Below are 18,436 nucleotides of genomic sequence, written 5' to 3' on the forward strand. Positions count from 1 at the left end.
TTAATATCAGCAAAGGCTTTTTTGTTTTTTGGAAAATTGGCGTTTGCCTATGTTGATATTGAGGCAATACTTGACGAGGTTTCTTCTTTTTAACAATTGTGTACTGTTTTTCCCATTGAGGTAGTTTGAATCAACGATATTTCCAATTAACTATCAGAAATAATTCGAAAAACTTCTTCATGCTGATCCAATTTCGATTCGATATGTTTGAAATGGCTTCTAAATTCCGTGGCATTATTGGTAACTATCTCTGTAAGATTATTAATGCTTTGATCCACGGCATCAAATCTCTGATCCACGGCATCAAATCTCTGATCCACGGCATCAAATCTCTGATCCACGGCATCAAATCTCTGATCAATGGCAACAAATCTCTGATCAATGGCAACAAATCTCTGATCAATGGCAACAAATTTTTGATCAACTTCATCAAATCTCCGGTCCACAGCTTCGATCCTTTGATCCACGGCATCAAATCTCCGGTCAACAGCTTCAAATCTTTGATCAATTGCATCAAATCTCTGGTCTACCGCCTCGAATCTTTGATCAATTGTATCAAATCTCTTTGAATGTCCTTTTAATTGATGCAAAATTTCATTAAGAATCTTTTCCACATTTTTTCCCCTCCTTATCGAGATTGTACCACAGAATCAATAGCAAAGCTTTAATGACTAAATCATAAATAGTTTAATTCAATAATCCACAATCTATTACAAAAGCGGAATATATTAAAAGGCAATTTACCCCTTTAATACAGCAAACTACTGGCATTTACACTTTAAAATTCGCATGCTATACTCACTGTCGGAAACGGGCGGTTGACAAGGATTTTGGTACCGTAGCAAGCCTATCGCAAAAAAGGAGAACATAGATGAAAAACAATAAAACGCATCCTTCAGAGCACTCAATTTTAGACATATTAAAAGAATACATATACATATTATTTGGCGCGGCGATTATTGCGATTACCTTTAATGTGTTTTTGCTTCCGAACAAGATTGCTTCCGGTGGTGTTAGCGGGATTAGTACGATTTTGGCGGCTGCTGTCGGCTGGGAGCCGGCGTATGTGCAGTGGGCTTTTAATATTCCGCTCTTCATTGCCGGCGTTATTTTTCTTGGAAAGCAGTTTGGGGTAAAAACGTTGGCAGGGACGATTTTTCTGCCATTCGTTGTCTTTTTGACGAAAGGGTTTGAGCCATGGACGAATGATCCTTTATTAGCTTCTTTATTTGGCGGGATTGGGGTTGGTCTGGGCCTAGGTATTGTTTTTAAAGGGAGGGCTTCGACTGGTGGAACGGACCTTGCCGCGCAAATCATTAATAAATATACTGGATTTACTTTAGGAACTTGTGTTGCCATCATTGATGGGTTAATTGTTTTAACCGCAGCAGTGGTATTTGATATTGAACGGGGGCTATATGCCCTGCTTGCCCTTTTTGTGACGAGCAAAACCATTGATGTCGTTCAAATCGGATTGGGCCGCTCCAAAATGACACTGATTATTACGGAAAAACAAATAGAAGTTCGTGAAGGAATCTTGAATAAAATCGATAGAGGTGTGACAAAACTAACAGCATACGGTGGTTATACTGATTATGAGCGCCCGGTTCTTATGTGTGTTGTCGATCAGACAGAATTCACAAAGTTGAAACAATTGGTTAGAACCATTGATCCGACTGCGTTTGTCGTTGTTACTGACGCATCTGAGGTCCTTGGTGAGGGTTTCAAACGGGGGTAGGGTTGGTATAATATAGCTGTAATATGTAATTTTTCCATAGGGGGAATAGCATTGAAAAAGAAGCTTCTTGCATTTTTAATGGGTACTTCGCTCGTTCTAGCTGCTTGTGGCGGTGGAACTGCGAAGGATAAGAATGAGCCAGCCACGAACAAAGGCGGCGGAGAAACGACAGCAGGTGCTGGGGATGCACAAAAGATGTACGATCAAAAATGCTCTAGCTGTCACGGCGCAAACCTAGAAGGTACAGTAGGACCAGCTCTGAACAAAATTGGTTCACAGCTTTCAAAAGAAGATATTGAAAATGTGATCGCCAATGGTAAAGGTGCTATGCCAAAAGGTCTTCTACAAGGTGACGAAGCATCTGCAGTAGCAGAATGGCTAGCTGCTAAAAAGTAAAAATAAAAACGTTCTGTGCTTTTTATGGCAGAACGTTTTTATTTTTGTCACAGGATGTTGCTGACGTCGATGTTCGCCACAAGACATAGCGGTCATTAATCGAATTTCCTCTTAACTGCGCTTCCGTACTTCTATTTGTTTCCTCCCTGAAAAGAAAATGTAATAATTTTTCAAGGTCATAGACAAGTTAAGATGTTATAATAATATGTATAAAATCGTTGAAAGAACTAGAATTATGTTGGATGGCTGTCGATTTTTATCGAAGAATATTGTTTTTATTGCGGATGAACGGGCTGTTAAAATCCCCCGTTTCACTATATGACACAAAAAAATTAGGTGATGTAAATGATAGAAATGCAGGAAGTATTTAAAAAATACCCGAATGGCGTCGTCGCTGCGAATGGAATTGACGTACATATTAAAGCGGGAGAGTTTGTTTATGTTGTTGGTCCAAGTGGGGCCGGGAAATCTACTTTTATTAAAATGATGTACAGAGAAGAGAAGCCGACGAGCGGAACGATTACGATTAATGGAATCAATCTATCAAAGCTGAAGGCGAGTAAGGTTCCGCTTCTGCGCCGAAATATCGGAGTTGTTTTCCAAGACTTTAAATTGCTGCCGACATTAACAGTCTATGAAAATGTGGCGTTTGCGCTGGAAGTAACGGAAGAGCAGCCTAAATATATTAAAAAACAGGTGATGGAAACGCTGGAGCTTGTGAGTTTAAAGCATAAAGCCCGCATGCTTCCGACTGAATTATCAGGCGGGGAGCAGCAGCGTGTCTCCATTGCGCGTTCGATCGTGAATTCTCCGAAGGTTGTGATCGCCGATGAGCCGACGGGGAACCTCGATCCAGAAACATCATGGGAAATTATGAACATCTTTGAGGAAATTAACACGAGAGGGACGACGGTCGTCATGGCGACTCATAATAAGGAGATCGTAAATACGATTAAGCACCGTGTAATTGCCATTGAAAGTGGAAAAATTGTCCGTGACCAGCAAAGAGGTGATTACGGTTATGAAGGTTAGAACATTACAACGACATTTACGAGAAAGCTTGAAGAGCCTGGCGAGAAATGGCTGGATGACCTTCGCCTCGGCAAGTGCTGTTACAGTCACATTAATTTTGGTCGGCGTATTCTTCGCCATTATGATGAACTTGAATAAAGTGGCAGCGGATCTCGAAGAACAAGTCGAAATCCGCGTTCATATTGATGTAGCTGCTAACGAACAGGATCAGAATCTTTTAAAGCAAAAAATTGAAAAAATTCCAGAAGTGAAATCAATTCGCTTTTCTCCTAAAGATAAAGAGTTGACGAACTTAATTGAAAGCTTTGGCGAAGAAGGGGAAGCCTACAAGCTGTTTGAGCAGGACAACCCGTTAAACGACGTCTTCGTTGTGAAAACAAAGGACCCAAATGATACGCCGATGGTTGCGAAAAAGATTGAAAAAATGGAGTATGCTGCCAAAGTTAAATATGGCCAAGGGAAAATTGAAAAACTCTTTTCCTTCATTAATATGAGCCGCAATGTCGGCATCGTGCTCATCATCGGTTTATTATTTACGGCAATGTTCCTCATTTCCAACACGATAAAAATTACGATTGTGGCGAGAAGAAAAGAAATTGAAATTATGAGATTAGTAGGAGCTACAAACTCCTTCATTCGCTGGCCATTTTTCCTAGAAGGTCTATGGCTCGGCATCCTTGGCTCCATCCTACCAATCGCGCTCATTGCGACATCCTATTTCTATCTCTATGATTTCTTAGCACCGAAGCTAAAAGGTAACTTTATCGAACTTCTTCATTTTAGCCCATTCGTATACCAGATTTCTGGTCTGCTTATCCTCATGGGTGCCCTCATTGGGATTTGGGGAAGTATGATGTCTGTAAGGAAGTTTTTAAAAGTATAATGATGGTGATGAAAGAAAGGAGCTACGGCTTCTTTCTTTTTTTGCGTTGGATTGTTGTTGATGAGTGACGTTTTGGGAGATTGGTTACAAAATCGGTCGTCATGCCGCATTCATAGCTCTCGTTTTCAAAGAGCGATCCCAAAAACACTCCCCATAACGAATCCATAGTCCCCACCCAAATAAATCCCTCATAACCTGTCCGCTTCCTTCATATATTGAATTATTAAAGCTAGGCGCATATGAAGCTTCAAAAAAAAACATTCATCAAGTATGCAGCAAGTGGGAAGGATGATGGGATGAATAGAAAATGGTTGGCGCTATTAATGACAGGCTCCCTATTAATGGGGGCAGGCGGCACATATGTTGGGATGACTTGGTTACATGGCGGTGTATTTATAGAAAGGCCTAACAAAAATGAGGCTCATATCGATGAAGGGGCCCCGCCATCCGCTATAGGGAATGTAGATTTAGGAAAAGTGGAGCAGGCCTATAGCTTGATCTTCAATAGTTATGTCGAAAAAGTAGAGGAAAGTCAGCTCGTCGAAGGGGCCATCCAAGGGATGCTGGCAACCCTTTCTGATCCTTATTCCGTCTATATGAACAAGGAGACGGTTAGGCAATTCAATGAGACCCTTGAGTCATCATTTGAAGGAATCGGCGCTGAAGTAGGCATGGATGACGGAAAAATCATTATCATCTCGCCGTTTAAGGAATCTCCCGCGGAAAAAGCAGGGTTAAAGTCGCGGGATCAAATTTTGAAAGTAGATGGGAAGAGCATCAAGGGGATGGATCTTTTCCAAGCAACGTCCAAAATCCGCGGAAAAAAAGGGACGAAGGTTAAGCTCGAAATTGCTAGGAGTGGTTTGAAGGAGCCTTTAATTGTAAATGTCAAACGGGATGAGATTCCGCAAATTACGGTGAATTCCGATTTAAAAATGCAAAATGGGAAGTCTATCGGATATTTAGAAATTACTTCATTTTCCGAAGATACAGCGAAAGAATTTAAAGAAAATCTAAACTCTTTAGAGGAAAAAGGGATTGATAGCTTACTTATTGATGTTCGCGGAAATCCAGGCGGGCTATTAGTGTCTGTAGAGAAAATTTTAAAAGAGCTTGTCACAGAAAAAAAACCGTATATTCAAATTGAAAACCGCCAAGGGAAAAAGAAGCCCTATTTTTCTAACTTAAAAGAGAGGAAGGACTACCCAATCGCTGTTCTGATCGATAAAGGCAGTGCCTCGGCTTCTGAAATTTTGGCAGGTGCTTTGCATGAGGCGGAGGGCTATGCGCTGATCGGGGAAAAAACATTTGGCAAAGGGACAGTTCAGCAGCCTTTTCCAATGGGGGATGGCAGCAATATTAAATTAACTTTTTATAAATGGCTGACTCCGGACGGCAACTGGATTCATAATGAAGGAATTAAGCCGACACTAGAAGTAAAGCAGCCAAAGTTTTTCCAGACACACCCGCTGCAAATTGAAGAAGCACTTGTGAAGGATATGAACAATGAACAAGTGAGAAATGCACAAGAAATTCTCGCTGGACTTGGTTTTTCACCGGGAAGAAGCGACGGTTATTTTAGCGAATCAACTGAAAACGCTGTTCGCGCATTCCAACAAGGGCACAAGCTCAATCCTACTGGAAAAATAGATAGAGAAACCGCCTCCGCACTTGAGCAGGCGGTCGTAGCTGAAATGAAAAAAGAAGAAAATGATATGCAGTTACAGCTGGCCTTGCGGTATTTGGCCAGACAATAGATTAGGGGGTCATCGTCTTTTATGGGCGATGGCTTTTTTTACGTCTTATGGCTTCGGTTTTAGGGGGAGGGAAAAACGATCACTATGCCCCTCGATTTCTTTTTTCAAAAATATAGCAATAGGCTTTAAGTGTACAATTTGATAGAATATATAGTAATAGACTTAAATAGTAATTTTCTACATTTTACATACATATACAAGATTTTAATCGGAGGTAGGTGGTTAGATTGGCTTATGCGTGGCTGATAGAAATAGGGAAAGGGATTGGGAAACTGTTCCTTAACCCGCTTTTATATTATCTTTTCTTTATTGCTGCTATTTTAGGTGTTTCCCGCGTGAAACGGGAGAGGAGAAATTTCCATATTCGAGCAGAGAATGCTTATTATGAGCTGAGACAGCTGTTCCCGTTAGGAGTAGTTGTTGGACTATCTCTGTCCCTAGTTTCCATTGCGGCAGGTCTTGTCATCCCGGTAGAGACACTCTTTTTTACAGCTGCATTTACAGTAATTTGGAGCTTAACGACAAAAATCCGCTGGATGGCTCCGGCTTACACGCTCGGATTTGCATTTTTTGTAACGATTTTTGCCGCTGATCAGCGATGGCAGCTGTCGTCGTTTTTTACGTCTCTAAAAGTTAAAGAGGCAACTATTTTTCCATCGATTGCGGTTTTGCTTGCCCTGTTAATTATTGGTGAAGGCATTTTGATCGTTCGGAATGGACAGAAGGGATCCTCTCCTAAGCTAGTAAAAAGTAAACGAGGGCAGATGATTGGGGTTCATGAGGTAAAAAGGCTATGGATGCTGCCGCTTTTTCTTATTATCCCGAGTGAGGCTTTGAAAAGTCCTTTTGAATGGTGGCCTGTATTTTCGATAGGAGGCAGCACTTTCTCGATTATCCTTATTCCCTTTGCCGTCGGATTTTTCCAACAAATTCAAGGGAGTCTACCTTCAGCAGCGGTGAAAGCGGTTGGCAGAAAGGTAATTGCGCTCGGTGTCTTTGTCACGCTCTTGTCTATTTCAGGCTACTGGTATCCGCTTGCGTCCATTGCGGTTGTGACGCTCGCGATTATCGGCCGGGAGCTGATTTCGTTAAGGCAGAGAGTGGCAGATGAAAATCTACCTTTTTATTTTTCAAAAAGAAATAATGGAGTCATGGTATTAGGAATCATTCCAGGCTCACCGGCAAGCAATATGGGTTTACAAGTTGGCGAGCTGGTTACGAAAGTGAACGGTCGAGCAGTTCATGACCGAAGCAGTTTCTATGAAGCTCTACTGAAAAACCGCGCACATTGCAAGCTTGAAGTACTCGATGTGAATGACCAAATTCGCTTTGCCCAAAGAGCTTTGTATGAGGGCGATCACCATGAACTCGGAATCCTCTTTGTCAAGGATGAGACGAAAAAGGGCAATGAAGCGGTATAATTATCGTGATTTTTTCCTATTTAGTTAAAATGTTTAAATAGAACACTCCACGATTGTTAGACTAATCTAACGATTATGGAGTGTTTTTTATGACCAAGCCTTTTTTAAAAGCTTCACACCTAACTGGATTTCCTCACAAGAAAGATTACTGAATCCAAGTTTAATCATTGGTTCATGAGAATGATTTTTTATGAAATAGATGGAAGTAGGATACACTTTAACCCCATTAATGGAAGCACGCTCGATTAACCATTCTTCTGAACGTTTTAGATGTACCTTGACTAATAAGTACAAACCAGACTGCTCCCCAATAATAGTTAAATTTTGTTTGAATTGGTCTTTTAATTCTGAAACGATACACTGCATTTTTCGCTTATAAACAAGACGCATACGTTTAATATGGCGATTCCATTCTCCTTCTTCCATAAATTTAGCCATTGTGAGCTGGCTAAGGAGTGAAGTGTTACTTTCGAAATGAAGAAATTGATTTTTATATCGGTCTAAAAGAAGCTGTGGCAGCACCATATAACTTAGACGGATTCCTGGAAGAAAGGACTTTGAGAAATTCCCTAAATAAATGACTCTAGTTGAATCAATGGAAGCGAGTGCTGGAAATGGTTGTTGCGTATAGCGAAATTCACTATCATGATCATCTTCGAAAATATATCCATCCCTCTTGTTAGCCCACTGAATAAGCATTTGCCTTTGTTGAATGGACATGCTTACTCCTATTGGACTTTGGTGGGATGGTGTTACATAGACTAACCGTGACCTCATTTGATCTAATCTTGATAAATCTGCACCGGTTTCATGAACTGGTAAAGTTTCAAACATTAAACGATGGAATTTAAAAGCTTCCCAAGCTAAATCGTATCCTGGGTCCTCTACGATAATGCTAGGGAAATTATCTTTCAGAACTTGTCCAAGATTGATCAACATTTGTTGGGTACTACTGCCGATAATAATCGCATTTGGATCAGTTTTCACACCACGAGATTGGAGTAAATATGTGGCGATTTGCTCACGCAAGCACACTTCACCGAATGGTTCCCCGTAACCAAAGCTCTCCTTTAATGTTAACACTTGATTGGCTATTCTCCTCCAGATTTTCAAGGGGAAATTGTCTTGATCTACTTCTCCTGCTCTGAAGTTAATTAGGACTGGTTCCACCGACTTTGTTTGCTTCTTATTAGAGAGAACTAAGGCATCTTGAAATAAATAAGGTTCTACTTCATTTACAAAATACCCTTTTCGACCTTCTCCACGAATATAACCTTCAGCCACGAGTTGCTCATATGCCATTAATGTCGTATTGCGGCTTACTTGAAGGGATTCCGCAAGTTGCCGAATGGAGGGCAATGGATCACCAGCTTGTATGTCGCCGTGCTTAATAAATAGTTTAAATTGCTCATAGATTTGTTTGTATTTGGGAGAGTTATCCTTAAAAGCAAAAATGGTATCTTTCATTTATAATCACTCCTGACATGTCAGTTTTTAAATAATTGTACCTTATCAGATGTCAGTTTGCATTATACAATACTGAATATTGAGATAAATCTCCTAATCTTAAGGTCAAAAGAAAGGAGAAATGGGCTCAGTTCAATTTTTGATTAAATGATTACGTTAGAAGGAGACGGTTGTATGCGTTATCAAGAAACAATGACAGCAGGAAAAGCGGTAGTGGAATGCTTAAAAATTGAAGGTGTCAAACATGTATTTAATGTTCCTGGAGAAAGCTTTTTGGCTGTATTAGATGAATTAGAGTCTCAAAGTGAGATTGAATTGCTCTCGGCTCGTCATGAAGGCGGGGCAGGCTTTATGGCTGAAGGTTATGCGAAAGTAAGTGGTAAAGTGGGCGTAGCCATGGCAACACGCGGTGTTGGAGGCGCCAATATTTCAATTGCTATCCATACGGCTTTCCAAGATTCCACTCCTATGGTTGTCTTTCTAGGTCAGGTGAAACGTGAGTTCCGGGAGAGAGAAGGTTTCCAAGAAGTAGATTTTGGCCGAAACTTTAAAGAAATTGCCAAGTGGACGGTTGAGATTAGCGACGCGAAAAGAGTTCCTGAACTTGTGCAAAGAGCCTTTCGTGTAGCACAAACAGGTCGACCTGGTCCAGTGGTCGTTTCTTTACCAGAAGACATGCTTTTAGATGAAGCACTTATGACATTTGGCCCTCCTACCCAAAAGTCAAAACCGGTACCAAGCCCAGAAGAGCTGAAAAAGTTCGAGGAATTATTGAGTAAAGCAGAAAGGCCTATCGTGATTGCCGGTGGAGGCATTCGCCGTTCCGGAGCAGAAGATGCACTAGTTGAATTTTTGGATAAGTACAAATTGCCAGTAGCAGCCGGATATAGACGACATGATCTGATTAATAACGAGCATGAAGCTTACATTGGGCAGTTTATATTAAGCGCCCCGCCTTCACTCATTCAACATGTGAAAGAATCGGATTTAGTCATTGCGTTAGGAACCCGTCTTTCGGAAGCAACTTCACAAGATTATTCGATATTGCCATGGGGCCAATCTCTCGTTCACGTTGATATAGAAGCAAGTACAATTGGCAAGGTCTACGCCCCGGATTTAGGAATTGTATCAGATTTAAATTCTGCTTTAAAGGCTTTTACAAAACTAGATCTCGATAAGAACTGGAGTGAATGGCAAGCAGTCTGTCGTCGATCTTTTGAGAAATTAGTAGAAAATCCTGGCGATGGCTCTATCTATAGTGAAATCGCGAGAGTTATCCACGATCAGTTACCAGAAGAGGCAATGTTAACAATGGATGCTGGGAACTTTGCTTCTTGGTTTAATACTGGTTTTCCTCTGCGTCGTTCGAATTCGCTCATTGCACCTACGAATGGTGCGATGGGGTACGGGTTGCCTGCTGCAGTCGGAGCTAAGCATGCAGTTCCAGACCGTCCCGTTATCGCGCTTTGTGGAGATGGTGGCGTAATGATGACGGTTCAAGAGATTGAAACTTCTGTTCGAAGTAAACGACCAATAGTTTGTATTGTTTTCAATAATGGAAAATATGGGACGATTCGTATGCACCAAGAGTTACATTATCCAGGTAAAGTCATTGGGACGGATATAGGGAATGTAGACTTCGCAAAAATGGCAGAAGGCATGGGGGCTGTTGGAGTTAAAGTCGAAAACAAAGAAGGTTTTGAAGGGGCGTTTAAGGAAGCACTTTCGCGTAATGTAACGACCCTAATTGATGTGAGATGTCATGATGTTGAGCATATTGTAAATGGTAAGACGATTAGAGATTTACGGAGCATTTCAGTTAGGTGAAAATTTAAGCTTTGAACAGAGAGAAACCTATTAGGATAGTTGGAGTGTCCGATAAATATCATCGCCCTTCATTGATGATTATTAGAAAGCGTGGATAGTAACTAATTTCCTTAATTATTATAGTTCATCTTATGCATAAGAGGTAAAGGCTACTGTAGTACTAATTATTTTATTTAAAGGAGCAAAATAAACATGTTCGGATCAAAACGTGTAGCTTCAGTTCCACCATATTTATTTACGGAAATAAATCGAAAAAAGGAAGCATTAATTGAGTCAGGAGTCGATTTAATTGATTTAGGAGTGGGTGACCCTGACAAACCGACACCTAAACATATAATAGAGAATTTATTCACAGAAATGAGTAATGCTGAAAACATGAAATATCCATCAGTAAATGGTTGTACTGAATTTAGAGTTGCAGTTGCAGATTTTTATCAACGTCAATTTAATGTAGATCTGGATCCAGATACAGAAGTACTTGCGTTGATAGGTTCAAAGGAAGGACTTGCTCATTTAATCCCATCGTTACTTGATCCAGGGGATTACCTTCTTACTACAGATCCGTGTTTTACTATTTATCCAATGGCGACATATTTAGCCAATGCTAATTTCCATGCTATGCCGTTAACAGAAAAAAACAACTATCAACCAAATTTTTTCAATATTCCGAAAGAAATATTAGAAAAGTCAAAATTAATGATACTCAATTATCCAAATAACCCTACATCAGCAACTGTTGATGTTGACTTTTTTAATAACGCGGTTGAATTCGGTAAGAAACATCGTATTCCTATTGCAAATGACTCTGCATACAATATGATTTCATTTGGTGATTATAAGGCACCGAGTATTTTACAAGCTGATGGGGCTAAAGACATTGCGGTTGAGATTGGTACACTTTCGAAAACTTATAACATGACTGGTTGGCGTATTGGATATATCGTTGGAAATAAAGATGTTATTGGTGCATTAAGAATCTATAAAGGCAATACGGATACGGGTCAATTTACCCCAATTCAAAAAGCGGCTGCATTTGCATTGCAAAGTGATCAAAGTTTAATTGATGAACAAAGTAAGTTGTATGAAGAACGTTTAGAAATGATGGTAAACACATTGAATGATATCGGTATGCCTACAAAAATGCCAAAAGCCACTGTTTTTGTTTGGAGCCAAATCCCCGAAGGATTTACATCAAGTCAATTTGCAGAGATGTTATTAGTTGAAGCTGGTGTACTTGTTGTTCCAGGTACTGGATTTGGTCCATTTGGAGAAGGATATGTCCGTATATCTTCAACTGTTCCCACAGAGCGTATAAAAGAGGCTTTAAAAAGGATGAAAGAATTATTAAAAAAAGATAAGCCTGATAGTAGAAATGCATATGTGATTAGTGAAGGAAAATAGTGTTGTATTTTCCCGTAGGAATGGTAAAAAACAACAATGTAAAGTTATTTTTACTATTTAATATAAAGGCGGTAAATAAATGAGAAAAACTGGTGGACAAATCATAGCTGATGTATTTAGTAAAGAAGGAGTAAAGAAAATATTTGGTGTCCCAGGTGAGAGTTATTTAAATGTCATTGATGCTTTATTCGAACATCCTGAAATAGAATATTTGACAACTCGGCATGAAGGGGGAGCTTCCTTTATGGCTGATGGATATGCAAAAGCATCGGGAGAAATTGGCGTTTGTATGGCTACAAGAGGGCCGGGGGCTACTAACTTATCAATAGGTATACATGCTGCAAAGCAAGACTCCACACCATTAGTAGCCTTAATTGGTCAGGTTGGGCGTCCTTTTAGTGGAAGAGAAGCGTTTCAGGAAATCGACCTTGTACCATTCTTTAGTCATTTATGTAAATGGACAGTAGAAATTGAAAGTGCAGAAAGAATTCCAGAATTATTGCACAGGGCTTTTCATATTGCCCGTTCTGGCCGACCAGGTCCGGTGTTGGTTTCTTTACCAGAGGATATGTTGAATGATGAAGTAGGAGATGTTACGAACGGTCCTTGTAAAGTGGCTCCAATTCAACCTGATATTGAATCAGTTAAGCTAGCAGCACAAAAACTAAGACAGGCAAAAAAGCCGCTTATTATTGCCGGTGGCGGAGTAATGATGTCTAACGCAACACCTGAACTTGTTCAATTGGCTGAAAAGTTACAAATACCGGTTGTTACCGCTTTTAGACGTTTTAGTGCTTTTCCCAACTTACATCAAAATTATGCAGGTGCATTGGAGTCGGCCCTTCCTGATAATCTATTGAATTATATTCAGGATTGTGACGTAGTTCTAGCACTTGGGACCAGGTTATCAGAAACCACAACAAGGGATTATACACTTTTTAGTAAGGGTACTCGGATTATTCAAGTCGATATTTCACCGGATGTTTTGGGCAAAGTATACACACCATTTTTGCCGATTGTTTCTGATGCAAAAGCATTTGTAACTGAAATTTTGAAGGTTATTGAACCTATGAATAATGAACAGCGCTTAAATAACCTAGTAGAAATGCATGATAATTATATTGAGTTTTCTTCTCCTGAACATAATGACTCCAAGGATTATGTAGATATGAATAGTGTCATGTATAACTTAGTTGAAGAACTTCCCAAAGATGCGATTATTACTAGTGATGCGGGGAATTTCAATACATGGGTTACTCGTTATTTTCGTTATGATGATGGAGGCTTTTATGTGGGCACTACTTCGGGAGCGATGGGTTATGGTTTACCTGCAGCAATTGGTGCCAAACTTGCTAACCCGAATAAAGTAGTAGTTTCCATTTCGGGTGATGGCGGATTTATGATGACAATGCAGGAGTTTGAGTTTGCGGTCAGACATATTATACCTGTCATATCAATTATAGTTAATAATAATATGCTAGGTACAATTCGTGAGTTCCAACAAGGTAAATTCCCTAATAGAGTAATAGGAACCGAGCTGACGAATCCTAATTACGCTCATTTAGCAGAGAATTTTGGCGGACATGGGGAAAGAGTGGAAAGAACTTCAGATTTTCCTATAGCTCTAAAGAGAGCGCTAACAGCAAGGAAACCTGCGTTAATTGAAGTAGTGACAAATCCAAATATACTCTCAGCAGATCATAAAGAGTGAATCGATAAAATGAATGGATCAGGAGTATAAGGTTTGGATGGCATAAATCTAAAATAAATCAGGAGGATTCTGAATGCTTTATATTAATGGCGAATGGATAAATACTGACAATCAAATGGATGTAATAAATCCAGCAACTGGCGAAATCATTCAAACAATTACAGTGGGCGGTAGAGCTGAAAAGAAGCGATTACTAGCGCAAGAACAGCATTCAAAACTTGGAAAAAGACAACTGGGAATGAACGTAGTAATTACTTAGAAAAAGTCGTCCATTTGATGAGAGAGAAAATGACTCAATTAGCAGAAACGATAACAAAAGAGAATGGTAAACCTTTAAAGCAAGCTACAAATGAAGTGAACAGTGCCATTAATTATTTGAAATGGTATGCAGAGGAAGCAAAACGAATTTATGGTGATACTATTCCAGCTTCACATCTTGATAAACATCTTATGGTCATAAGACAACCAGTTGGTATATGCGCGGCTATTACCCCTTGGACCTTTCCAATGTCTATGATTACAAGAAAAATTGCCCCTGCTATTGCTGCAGGTTGCACTGTAGTCCTAAAGCCTGCACTTGAAACACCGTTATCGGCAATTATGGTGTTTGAATGTTTTCATAAAGCTGGATTACCTAAGGGTGTTGTAAATCTAGTAATCGGGCCAGCAGAAGAAATTGGCCAAGAAATGACAAGTAATCATGATGTACGTAAAATTTCATTTATTGGAATACGAGATACCCAGTTGTAGATGGAGATAAAGATCATATTCTTGGTTTTATCAATGTGAAAGAGTTCTTAACGGCTAACCTTAAAAACCCCAAATTAGATGAAGGCTATAAATTAGAGCCATTTATAAATCCGGTTATTCGTGTAATAGAAAGTGTCCCAATTCATGACCTGCTACTAAAAATGCAAAAAGAACGTATCCATATTGCCATTCTAATGGATGAATATGGAGGTACTTCTGGTTTAGTTACCGTTGAAGATATTATAGAAGAAATTGTTGGTGAAATTAGAGATGAATTTGATGAAGATGAAGTACCAGCGATTCGAATGTTAAACGAAAACCATTATATTTTAGACTCTAAATTGCTCATTGAGGATGTAAACAATTTATTAGGAACTCATTTATCAGAAGAGGATGTTGACACAATTGGTGGTTGGTTCTTAACTCAAAACATCGATGCAGAAGCAGATTCAGAACTAGAATTTGAAGGTTATATTTTCAAAGTGCATAAAATCGATGGACATCAAATTCATTATTTAGAAGTAAAAAAATAATATTGAGTTTTTAGCAGAAAAACAATTAATAAATTTAATATAAGTAACAAACAACAAAAGTTCTTCTTTCCAGGGAAGAACTTTTTTATTTTTGGGTGAGTAAGCCGTATAAAGCAAATATGAAAGCTGTTCCTCAAAACATAGTCATCCTGTTGTTTCATATTTTTAGTGGTAATGACTGTAAGGTTCATACTTTGTTGATTTTTTATCAACACTTTTTATAATGCCAAGCACTTCTTGTCGATTTATTAAAAATAATAAAAAAAATTAGAGAGGGTTTCAAATTGTCTTGGCTAATCATCTTGGCTTTTGCTTTTTCATCAAGTATTGATAATTCAGGTGTAGCAATTTCTTATGGTATCCGTAATATTCAAATTCGCTTATATGTTAATTTACTATCTCAAAATAAAGTCGCGACGTTTATTAAAAAGTTTGATTAAAAATCCTGTGATTTGCAGGATTTTTTCTTATTCCGCAATCGGGCCAGATTGTGAGTAACTCGTTTTTGAAATAAATGGATATTTTAGAAGGGATTGTGAAGTTTTGTACTTAAAGTAAAGGACAGTTTAGTGGAATATTGTTCCTTGACAAAATGATAATTTTTCATGTGGGGATTTTTGTTTTATTCTGTCATAATGGTATTAGAAAAAAAATAAGTAAAGAAAGGTGGACAAATATGCCACTTAACGGATACAAATTTGTTTTTGTGAAAATTATTACTGCTATTGTATCTGCTATTGTATTTAGTCTGGCAAGTTCTTGGAAAGGGTACACACCAATATCCGAAAGGGGATCTGATATTGGGTATTATTCATTCGGAGGATTATTTGCATTCAATTTTGTTCCAAGTATCTTTACTTTTTTTATATTAGGAGCTCTTTTATCACCTATCGTTGATGGAATAGTTATTAAGAGATTTGAATTAAAGGGCATTAAAGGTATCTTAACAGTAATATTTGCTTATGTACTGTTGGGGGTTATTAGTGGAGTTTTAGTGTCAATTTTCTTCTTAGAAATTGGTTTTATCTTTAACTTTATTTTTATGGCAGTGGTAAGTTCTATGATTTTTCTTTTCTTTCAAACTGTATTGCAGTTTGGATTATTGAAAATAGCCAAACGAAATAAAATCTCTTATTGAACTACCTTGAAAATAAACTTCTCTAACTTCGAAAAAAGGCAATACCAAAGAGATCCCTTATCCATCGTTAAAAAAAATGGAAAGAGCAACAATTCATTGATCTATGGAATGGGTTGACTGGATTAAGGTCTGTATCAGTATTGGCGCTTCCTAATTATTTTCATACTCTGTGGTGCAGCACTGATTTTGTGCTGCATGGATGGCTAACGGGGGCGATTGTTAAACAAGAGTAGTCGCTTCTTGTGCTAACAAAGCATTTAGCTTGAAATAGATATTCAATAACTTAGGAAATCATAAAATTGAAAACTGCAAAACAAATTCAAATACCATCTTTGGGGATGACAAGGTGAAAAGGAAAATCTGGATTTATGGGTTTATTTTAATATCGGTAATTATTCTAATTAGTTACGGTATTGATACGAAGAATAATAAATTATTAACAATAAAAACTGCTGAACAATTAAGTGTAATAAATCTTTACGAGCAAATGGAGTTTACTAATAAGATTTTATCATCGAATGATTCCAAGTTATTAGCCAAAGTTCATTCAGTAGATTCTAATAATCAGTATTTCACATACTTAAGTCATTCTTTTGACCAATATTACATTAATATGGTCTCTTTGGGTTTAGTTGAATCACAGAATTTCCGTGAAGTTGAAGATGTTTGGCGTACATATCTTCGCAACATTGTAGATATTTCAGAGATAAATATAAAAGAAGCAGAAAACTTAGAAAAGCGATTACTTGAAATCAAAAATAATATTAACAATGAAGAAGCTAATTTAAGAAAGAAAATAGATAATACGTGGTGGAGGTAAAGCTCTTATTAAACTATAGGGGCTAGAGTTCAATAAGTACTAGCCATCTTCAGCAGCCACTGATCTTCAACAATCGGGCGCTTTTCTGAAAGAAGGAAAGCGTCTTTCTTCATGAAAAGGGCCAGATTCTTTAGTAACGCTAATGATTCACAATCCGCATTGTTTATTAAGAAGATGTTTGAACAATCTTCTATAACATTACGAAAGTTTTATAAAGAAACTTTGTTGGAAGTTTACAAAATTGGACAGGAAAAAGGTAAGCACTATAAAGTGCTTATCTAATAAACCTGTGGAGAAATTATTCTATGCTTTAGCTCCTTATTTAAATCTAAAATGCCTATTACGATTTGTTTATCTTCTGTTATTGTTACATATCTGAATTGTTCATCCCCATTAATAAGGAAAGTCTTGTCCTGTTTTGCCTCCAACTTAGCAAAGACATCTTCTGTGTAATCAAGTGGTAGAAAATCGTCTATTCCCTCTGTTGGTCGACCAACCCATTGAAACAGGAAATCTTTGACTACATATTGCTCAATCATCGATAAGTTTTTCTTGAATTTCAGCTTATTCACAGGTACTGTTTTCACTTAATCACTCCTCAAATTATAAGGTAAAGTTTATACTTTTTAATACGCAATCTTCAATGGTATTATTGTGACATAATATTTACATTTTGATTTCGATATAATGATAGTATATGGGTCCGCTGTATCGCTTTTATTCTATTAACAAAATTTGGTTATTTTCGACCTAATCTCTCTTCTTGAACAATTTTGATACAAATGAAATAAAAAGCATTATAGATAAAACTAACGATAATACTCCTGTTACTTTATTAAGATATCCACCAGTTGTATCAATAAAAATTTTATAGATACCTAACCAAAATCCTATAATTACTAGCATTAAACCAAATAAATCAAGTTTAATTTTAGTTCACCTCTATTGACTAATTGATTATTACTATAGTAATAATCTTCGAAATGATTATCTTTTCTTAGGGTCGAAAATAATTACATTTTGTTAACAAAATATTACATAGACAATGTATAAAAGGTAGGGGAAGATTAATTTGAAAGAATTTAATGTATGTTATACACTTGAAGCTGATATCAAGTTTGAGAAAATAAAAAAGAGACTAGTATTAGAAAAGAGGATGTTTTACAAGAAGTGTTTAAAAAAGTTGAACACTGTAACTATTTTATTATAAAGAGTGAAAAAAATAATCATGTTATCTACACTTCAAAAATACGGTATATAACTATTTTTGACTAATGCTATGTTTTAGTTATTCAATTAAAGGGCGCTTTTCTGTAATAAGGAACAGCGCTTATTTTCATTATAGGGCCATATTGTAGAGCAACTCCTTTAAAGAAGATTAGATCCCTATGCTAAATTTAAAGGAGATTGTGATATTATACTTAAAGTAAAGAAGCAGGTTTGTTGAATAGGAATGAGTTGCTGCGGCAGCTCTTTTTTATTTTTGGTTTAAACTAACACCCCATAATCCCCAATAAAGTTAAGGGTTCTTACGAACCTATATAAATAGGCTCAAGTAAAGT

At 37.8% G+C, this 18,436-nt stretch carries 16 protein-coding genes and 1 pseudogene; 14 read left to right on the plus strand and 3 right to left on the minus strand.

Features of this window, described 5'->3' with window-relative positions; all coding sequences use genetic code 11:
• Positions 1–146: 146 nt before the first annotated feature.
• The gene (locus tag F7731_RS10665; protein WP_151534760.1) at positions 147–614 is read right to left on the minus strand and encodes a hypothetical protein; all 468 of its coding nucleotides are present in this window, start codon (positions 612–614) and stop codon (positions 147–149) included.
• 257 nt (positions 615–871) lie between these two features.
• On the opposite strand from F7731_RS10665, the gene F7731_RS10670 reads away from it, so the two are divergent.
• The 6 genes from F7731_RS10670 (at position 872) to F7731_RS10695 (ending at position 7,227) form a co-directional block, all read left to right on the plus strand.
• Positions 872–1,738, plus strand: coding sequence for a YitT family protein (locus tag F7731_RS10670; RefSeq protein WP_151534761.1), 867 nt, complete (start codon positions 872–874; stop codon positions 1,736–1,738).
• 51 nt (positions 1,739–1,789) lie between these two features.
• The gene (gene cccB, locus F7731_RS10675) at positions 1,790–2,134 is read left to right on the plus strand and encodes a cytochrome c551 (protein ID WP_151534762.1); all 345 of its coding nucleotides are present in this window, start codon (positions 1,790–1,792) and stop codon (positions 2,132–2,134) included.
• 345 nt (positions 2,135–2,479) lie between these two features.
• Complete coding sequence (ftsE, locus tag F7731_RS10680; RefSeq protein ID WP_151534763.1) at positions 2,480–3,166, plus strand: cell division ATP-binding protein FtsE; 687 nt, start codon at positions 2,480–2,482, stop codon at positions 3,164–3,166.
• Entirely contained in the window at positions 3,156–4,049 is an 894-nt protein-coding gene (ftsX, locus tag F7731_RS10685; protein ID WP_151534764.1) for a permease-like cell division protein FtsX, read from the plus strand. The genes ftsE and ftsX overlap by 11 nt, the downstream gene beginning before the upstream one ends.
• 296 nt (positions 4,050–4,345) lie before the next feature.
• Positions 4,346–5,806 (plus strand): S41 family peptidase, encoded by a 1,461-nt coding sequence (locus tag F7731_RS10690; protein ID WP_151534806.1) that lies wholly within the window; start codon positions 4,346–4,348, stop codon positions 5,804–5,806.
• A gap of 218 nt (positions 5,807–6,024) precedes the next feature.
• Complete coding sequence (locus tag F7731_RS10695) at positions 6,025–7,227, plus strand: PDZ domain-containing protein (RefSeq protein ID WP_343032857.1); 1,203 nt, start codon at positions 6,025–6,027, stop codon at positions 7,225–7,227.
• 87 nt (positions 7,228–7,314) lie between these two features.
• Here the strand turns inward: F7731_RS10695 and pdxR are convergent, their stop codons facing one another.
• Positions 7,315–8,694, minus strand: a complete 1,380-nt coding sequence (gene pdxR / locus F7731_RS10700) for a MocR-like pyridoxine biosynthesis transcription factor PdxR (RefSeq protein WP_151534766.1) — start codon at positions 8,692–8,694, stop codon at positions 7,315–7,317.
• Positions 8,695–8,868: 174 nt separating this feature from the next.
• On the opposite strand from pdxR, the gene F7731_RS10705 reads away from it, so the two are divergent.
• From F7731_RS10705 to F7731_RS10750, 8 genes and pseudogenes are all read left to right on the plus strand, one after another.
• Positions 8,869–10,521, plus strand: a complete 1,653-nt coding sequence (locus tag F7731_RS10705; protein ID WP_246197181.1) for a thiamine pyrophosphate-dependent enzyme — start codon at positions 8,869–8,871, stop codon at positions 10,519–10,521.
• 192 nt (positions 10,522–10,713) lie between these two features.
• Complete coding sequence (locus tag F7731_RS10710) at positions 10,714–11,922, plus strand: LL-diaminopimelate aminotransferase (RefSeq protein ID WP_151534768.1); 1,209 nt, start codon at positions 10,714–10,716, stop codon at positions 11,920–11,922.
• Between the two features lie 79 nt (positions 11,923–12,001).
• The gene (locus F7731_RS10715; RefSeq protein WP_151534769.1) at positions 12,002–13,633 is read left to right on the plus strand and encodes a thiamine pyrophosphate-dependent enzyme; all 1,632 of its coding nucleotides are present in this window, start codon (positions 12,002–12,004) and stop codon (positions 13,631–13,633) included.
• A gap of 73 nt (positions 13,634–13,706) precedes the next feature.
• Positions 13,707–13,892, plus strand: a complete 186-nt coding sequence (locus F7731_RS10720; protein ID WP_151534770.1) for a hypothetical protein — start codon at positions 13,707–13,709, stop codon at positions 13,890–13,892.
• Positions 13,823–14,383, plus strand: coding sequence for an aldehyde dehydrogenase family protein (locus F7731_RS10725; protein WP_151534771.1), 561 nt, complete (start codon positions 13,823–13,825; stop codon positions 14,381–14,383). Before F7731_RS10720 ends, F7731_RS10725 begins: the two co-directional genes overlap by 70 nt.
• A pseudogene (locus F7731_RS10730) lies at positions 14,365–14,916 on the plus strand (transporter associated domain-containing protein); the annotation flags it as partial. The gene F7731_RS10725 and the pseudogene F7731_RS10730, both read left to right, overlap by 19 nt.
• 676 nt (positions 14,917–15,592) lie before the next feature.
• Positions 15,593–16,054 (plus strand): hypothetical protein, encoded by a 462-nt coding sequence (locus F7731_RS10745; protein WP_151534773.1) that lies wholly within the window; start codon positions 15,593–15,595, stop codon positions 16,052–16,054.
• Between the two features lie 346 nt (positions 16,055–16,400).
• A complete protein-coding gene (locus F7731_RS10750; RefSeq protein ID WP_151534774.1) occupies positions 16,401–16,874 on the plus strand; it encodes a hypothetical protein in 474 nt (157 codons plus the stop codon).
• Between the two features lie 278 nt (positions 16,875–17,152).
• Here F7731_RS10750 and F7731_RS10755 read toward each other — a convergent pair whose 3' ends face one another.
• A complete protein-coding gene (locus tag F7731_RS10755) occupies positions 17,153–17,461 on the minus strand; it encodes a hypothetical protein (RefSeq protein WP_151534775.1) in 309 nt (102 codons plus the stop codon).
• Positions 17,462–18,436: the final 975 nt, after the last annotated feature.

The sequence above is a fragment of the Cytobacillus depressus genome (assembly GCF_008923245.1).
Lineage (GTDB): Bacteria > Bacillota > Bacilli > Bacillales > Cytobacillaceae > Cytobacillus > Cytobacillus depressus.

Coding starts and splice junctions, on each gene's coding strand:
- F7731_RS10670 (WP_151534761.1), top strand. CDS start 872: ATGAAAAACAATAAAACGCATCCTTCAGAGCACTCAATTTTAGACATA.
- ftsE (WP_151534763.1), top strand. CDS start 2,480: ATGATAGAAATGCAGGAAGTATTTAAAAAATACCCGAATGGCGTCGTC.
- ftsX (WP_151534764.1), top strand. CDS start 3,156: ATGAAGGTTAGAACATTACAACGACATTTACGAGAAAGCTTGAAGAGC.
- F7731_RS10690 (WP_151534806.1), top strand. CDS start 4,346: ATGAATAGAAAATGGTTGGCGCTATTAATGACAGGCTCCCTATTAATG.
- pdxR (WP_151534766.1), bottom strand. CDS start 8,694: ATGAAAGATACCATTTTTGCTTTTAAGGATAACTCTCCCAAATACAAA.
- F7731_RS10705 (WP_246197181.1), top strand. CDS start 8,869: ATGCGTTATCAAGAAACAATGACAGCAGGAAAAGCGGTAGTGGAATGC.
- F7731_RS10710 (WP_151534768.1), top strand. CDS start 10,714: ATGTTCGGATCAAAACGTGTAGCTTCAGTTCCACCATATTTATTTACG.
- F7731_RS10715 (WP_151534769.1), top strand. CDS start 12,002: ATGAGAAAAACTGGTGGACAAATCATAGCTGATGTATTTAGTAAAGAA.
- F7731_RS10720 (WP_151534770.1), top strand. CDS start 13,707: ATGCTTTATATTAATGGCGAATGGATAAATACTGACAATCAAATGGAT.
- F7731_RS10745 (WP_151534773.1), top strand. CDS start 15,593: ATGCCACTTAACGGATACAAATTTGTTTTTGTGAAAATTATTACTGCT.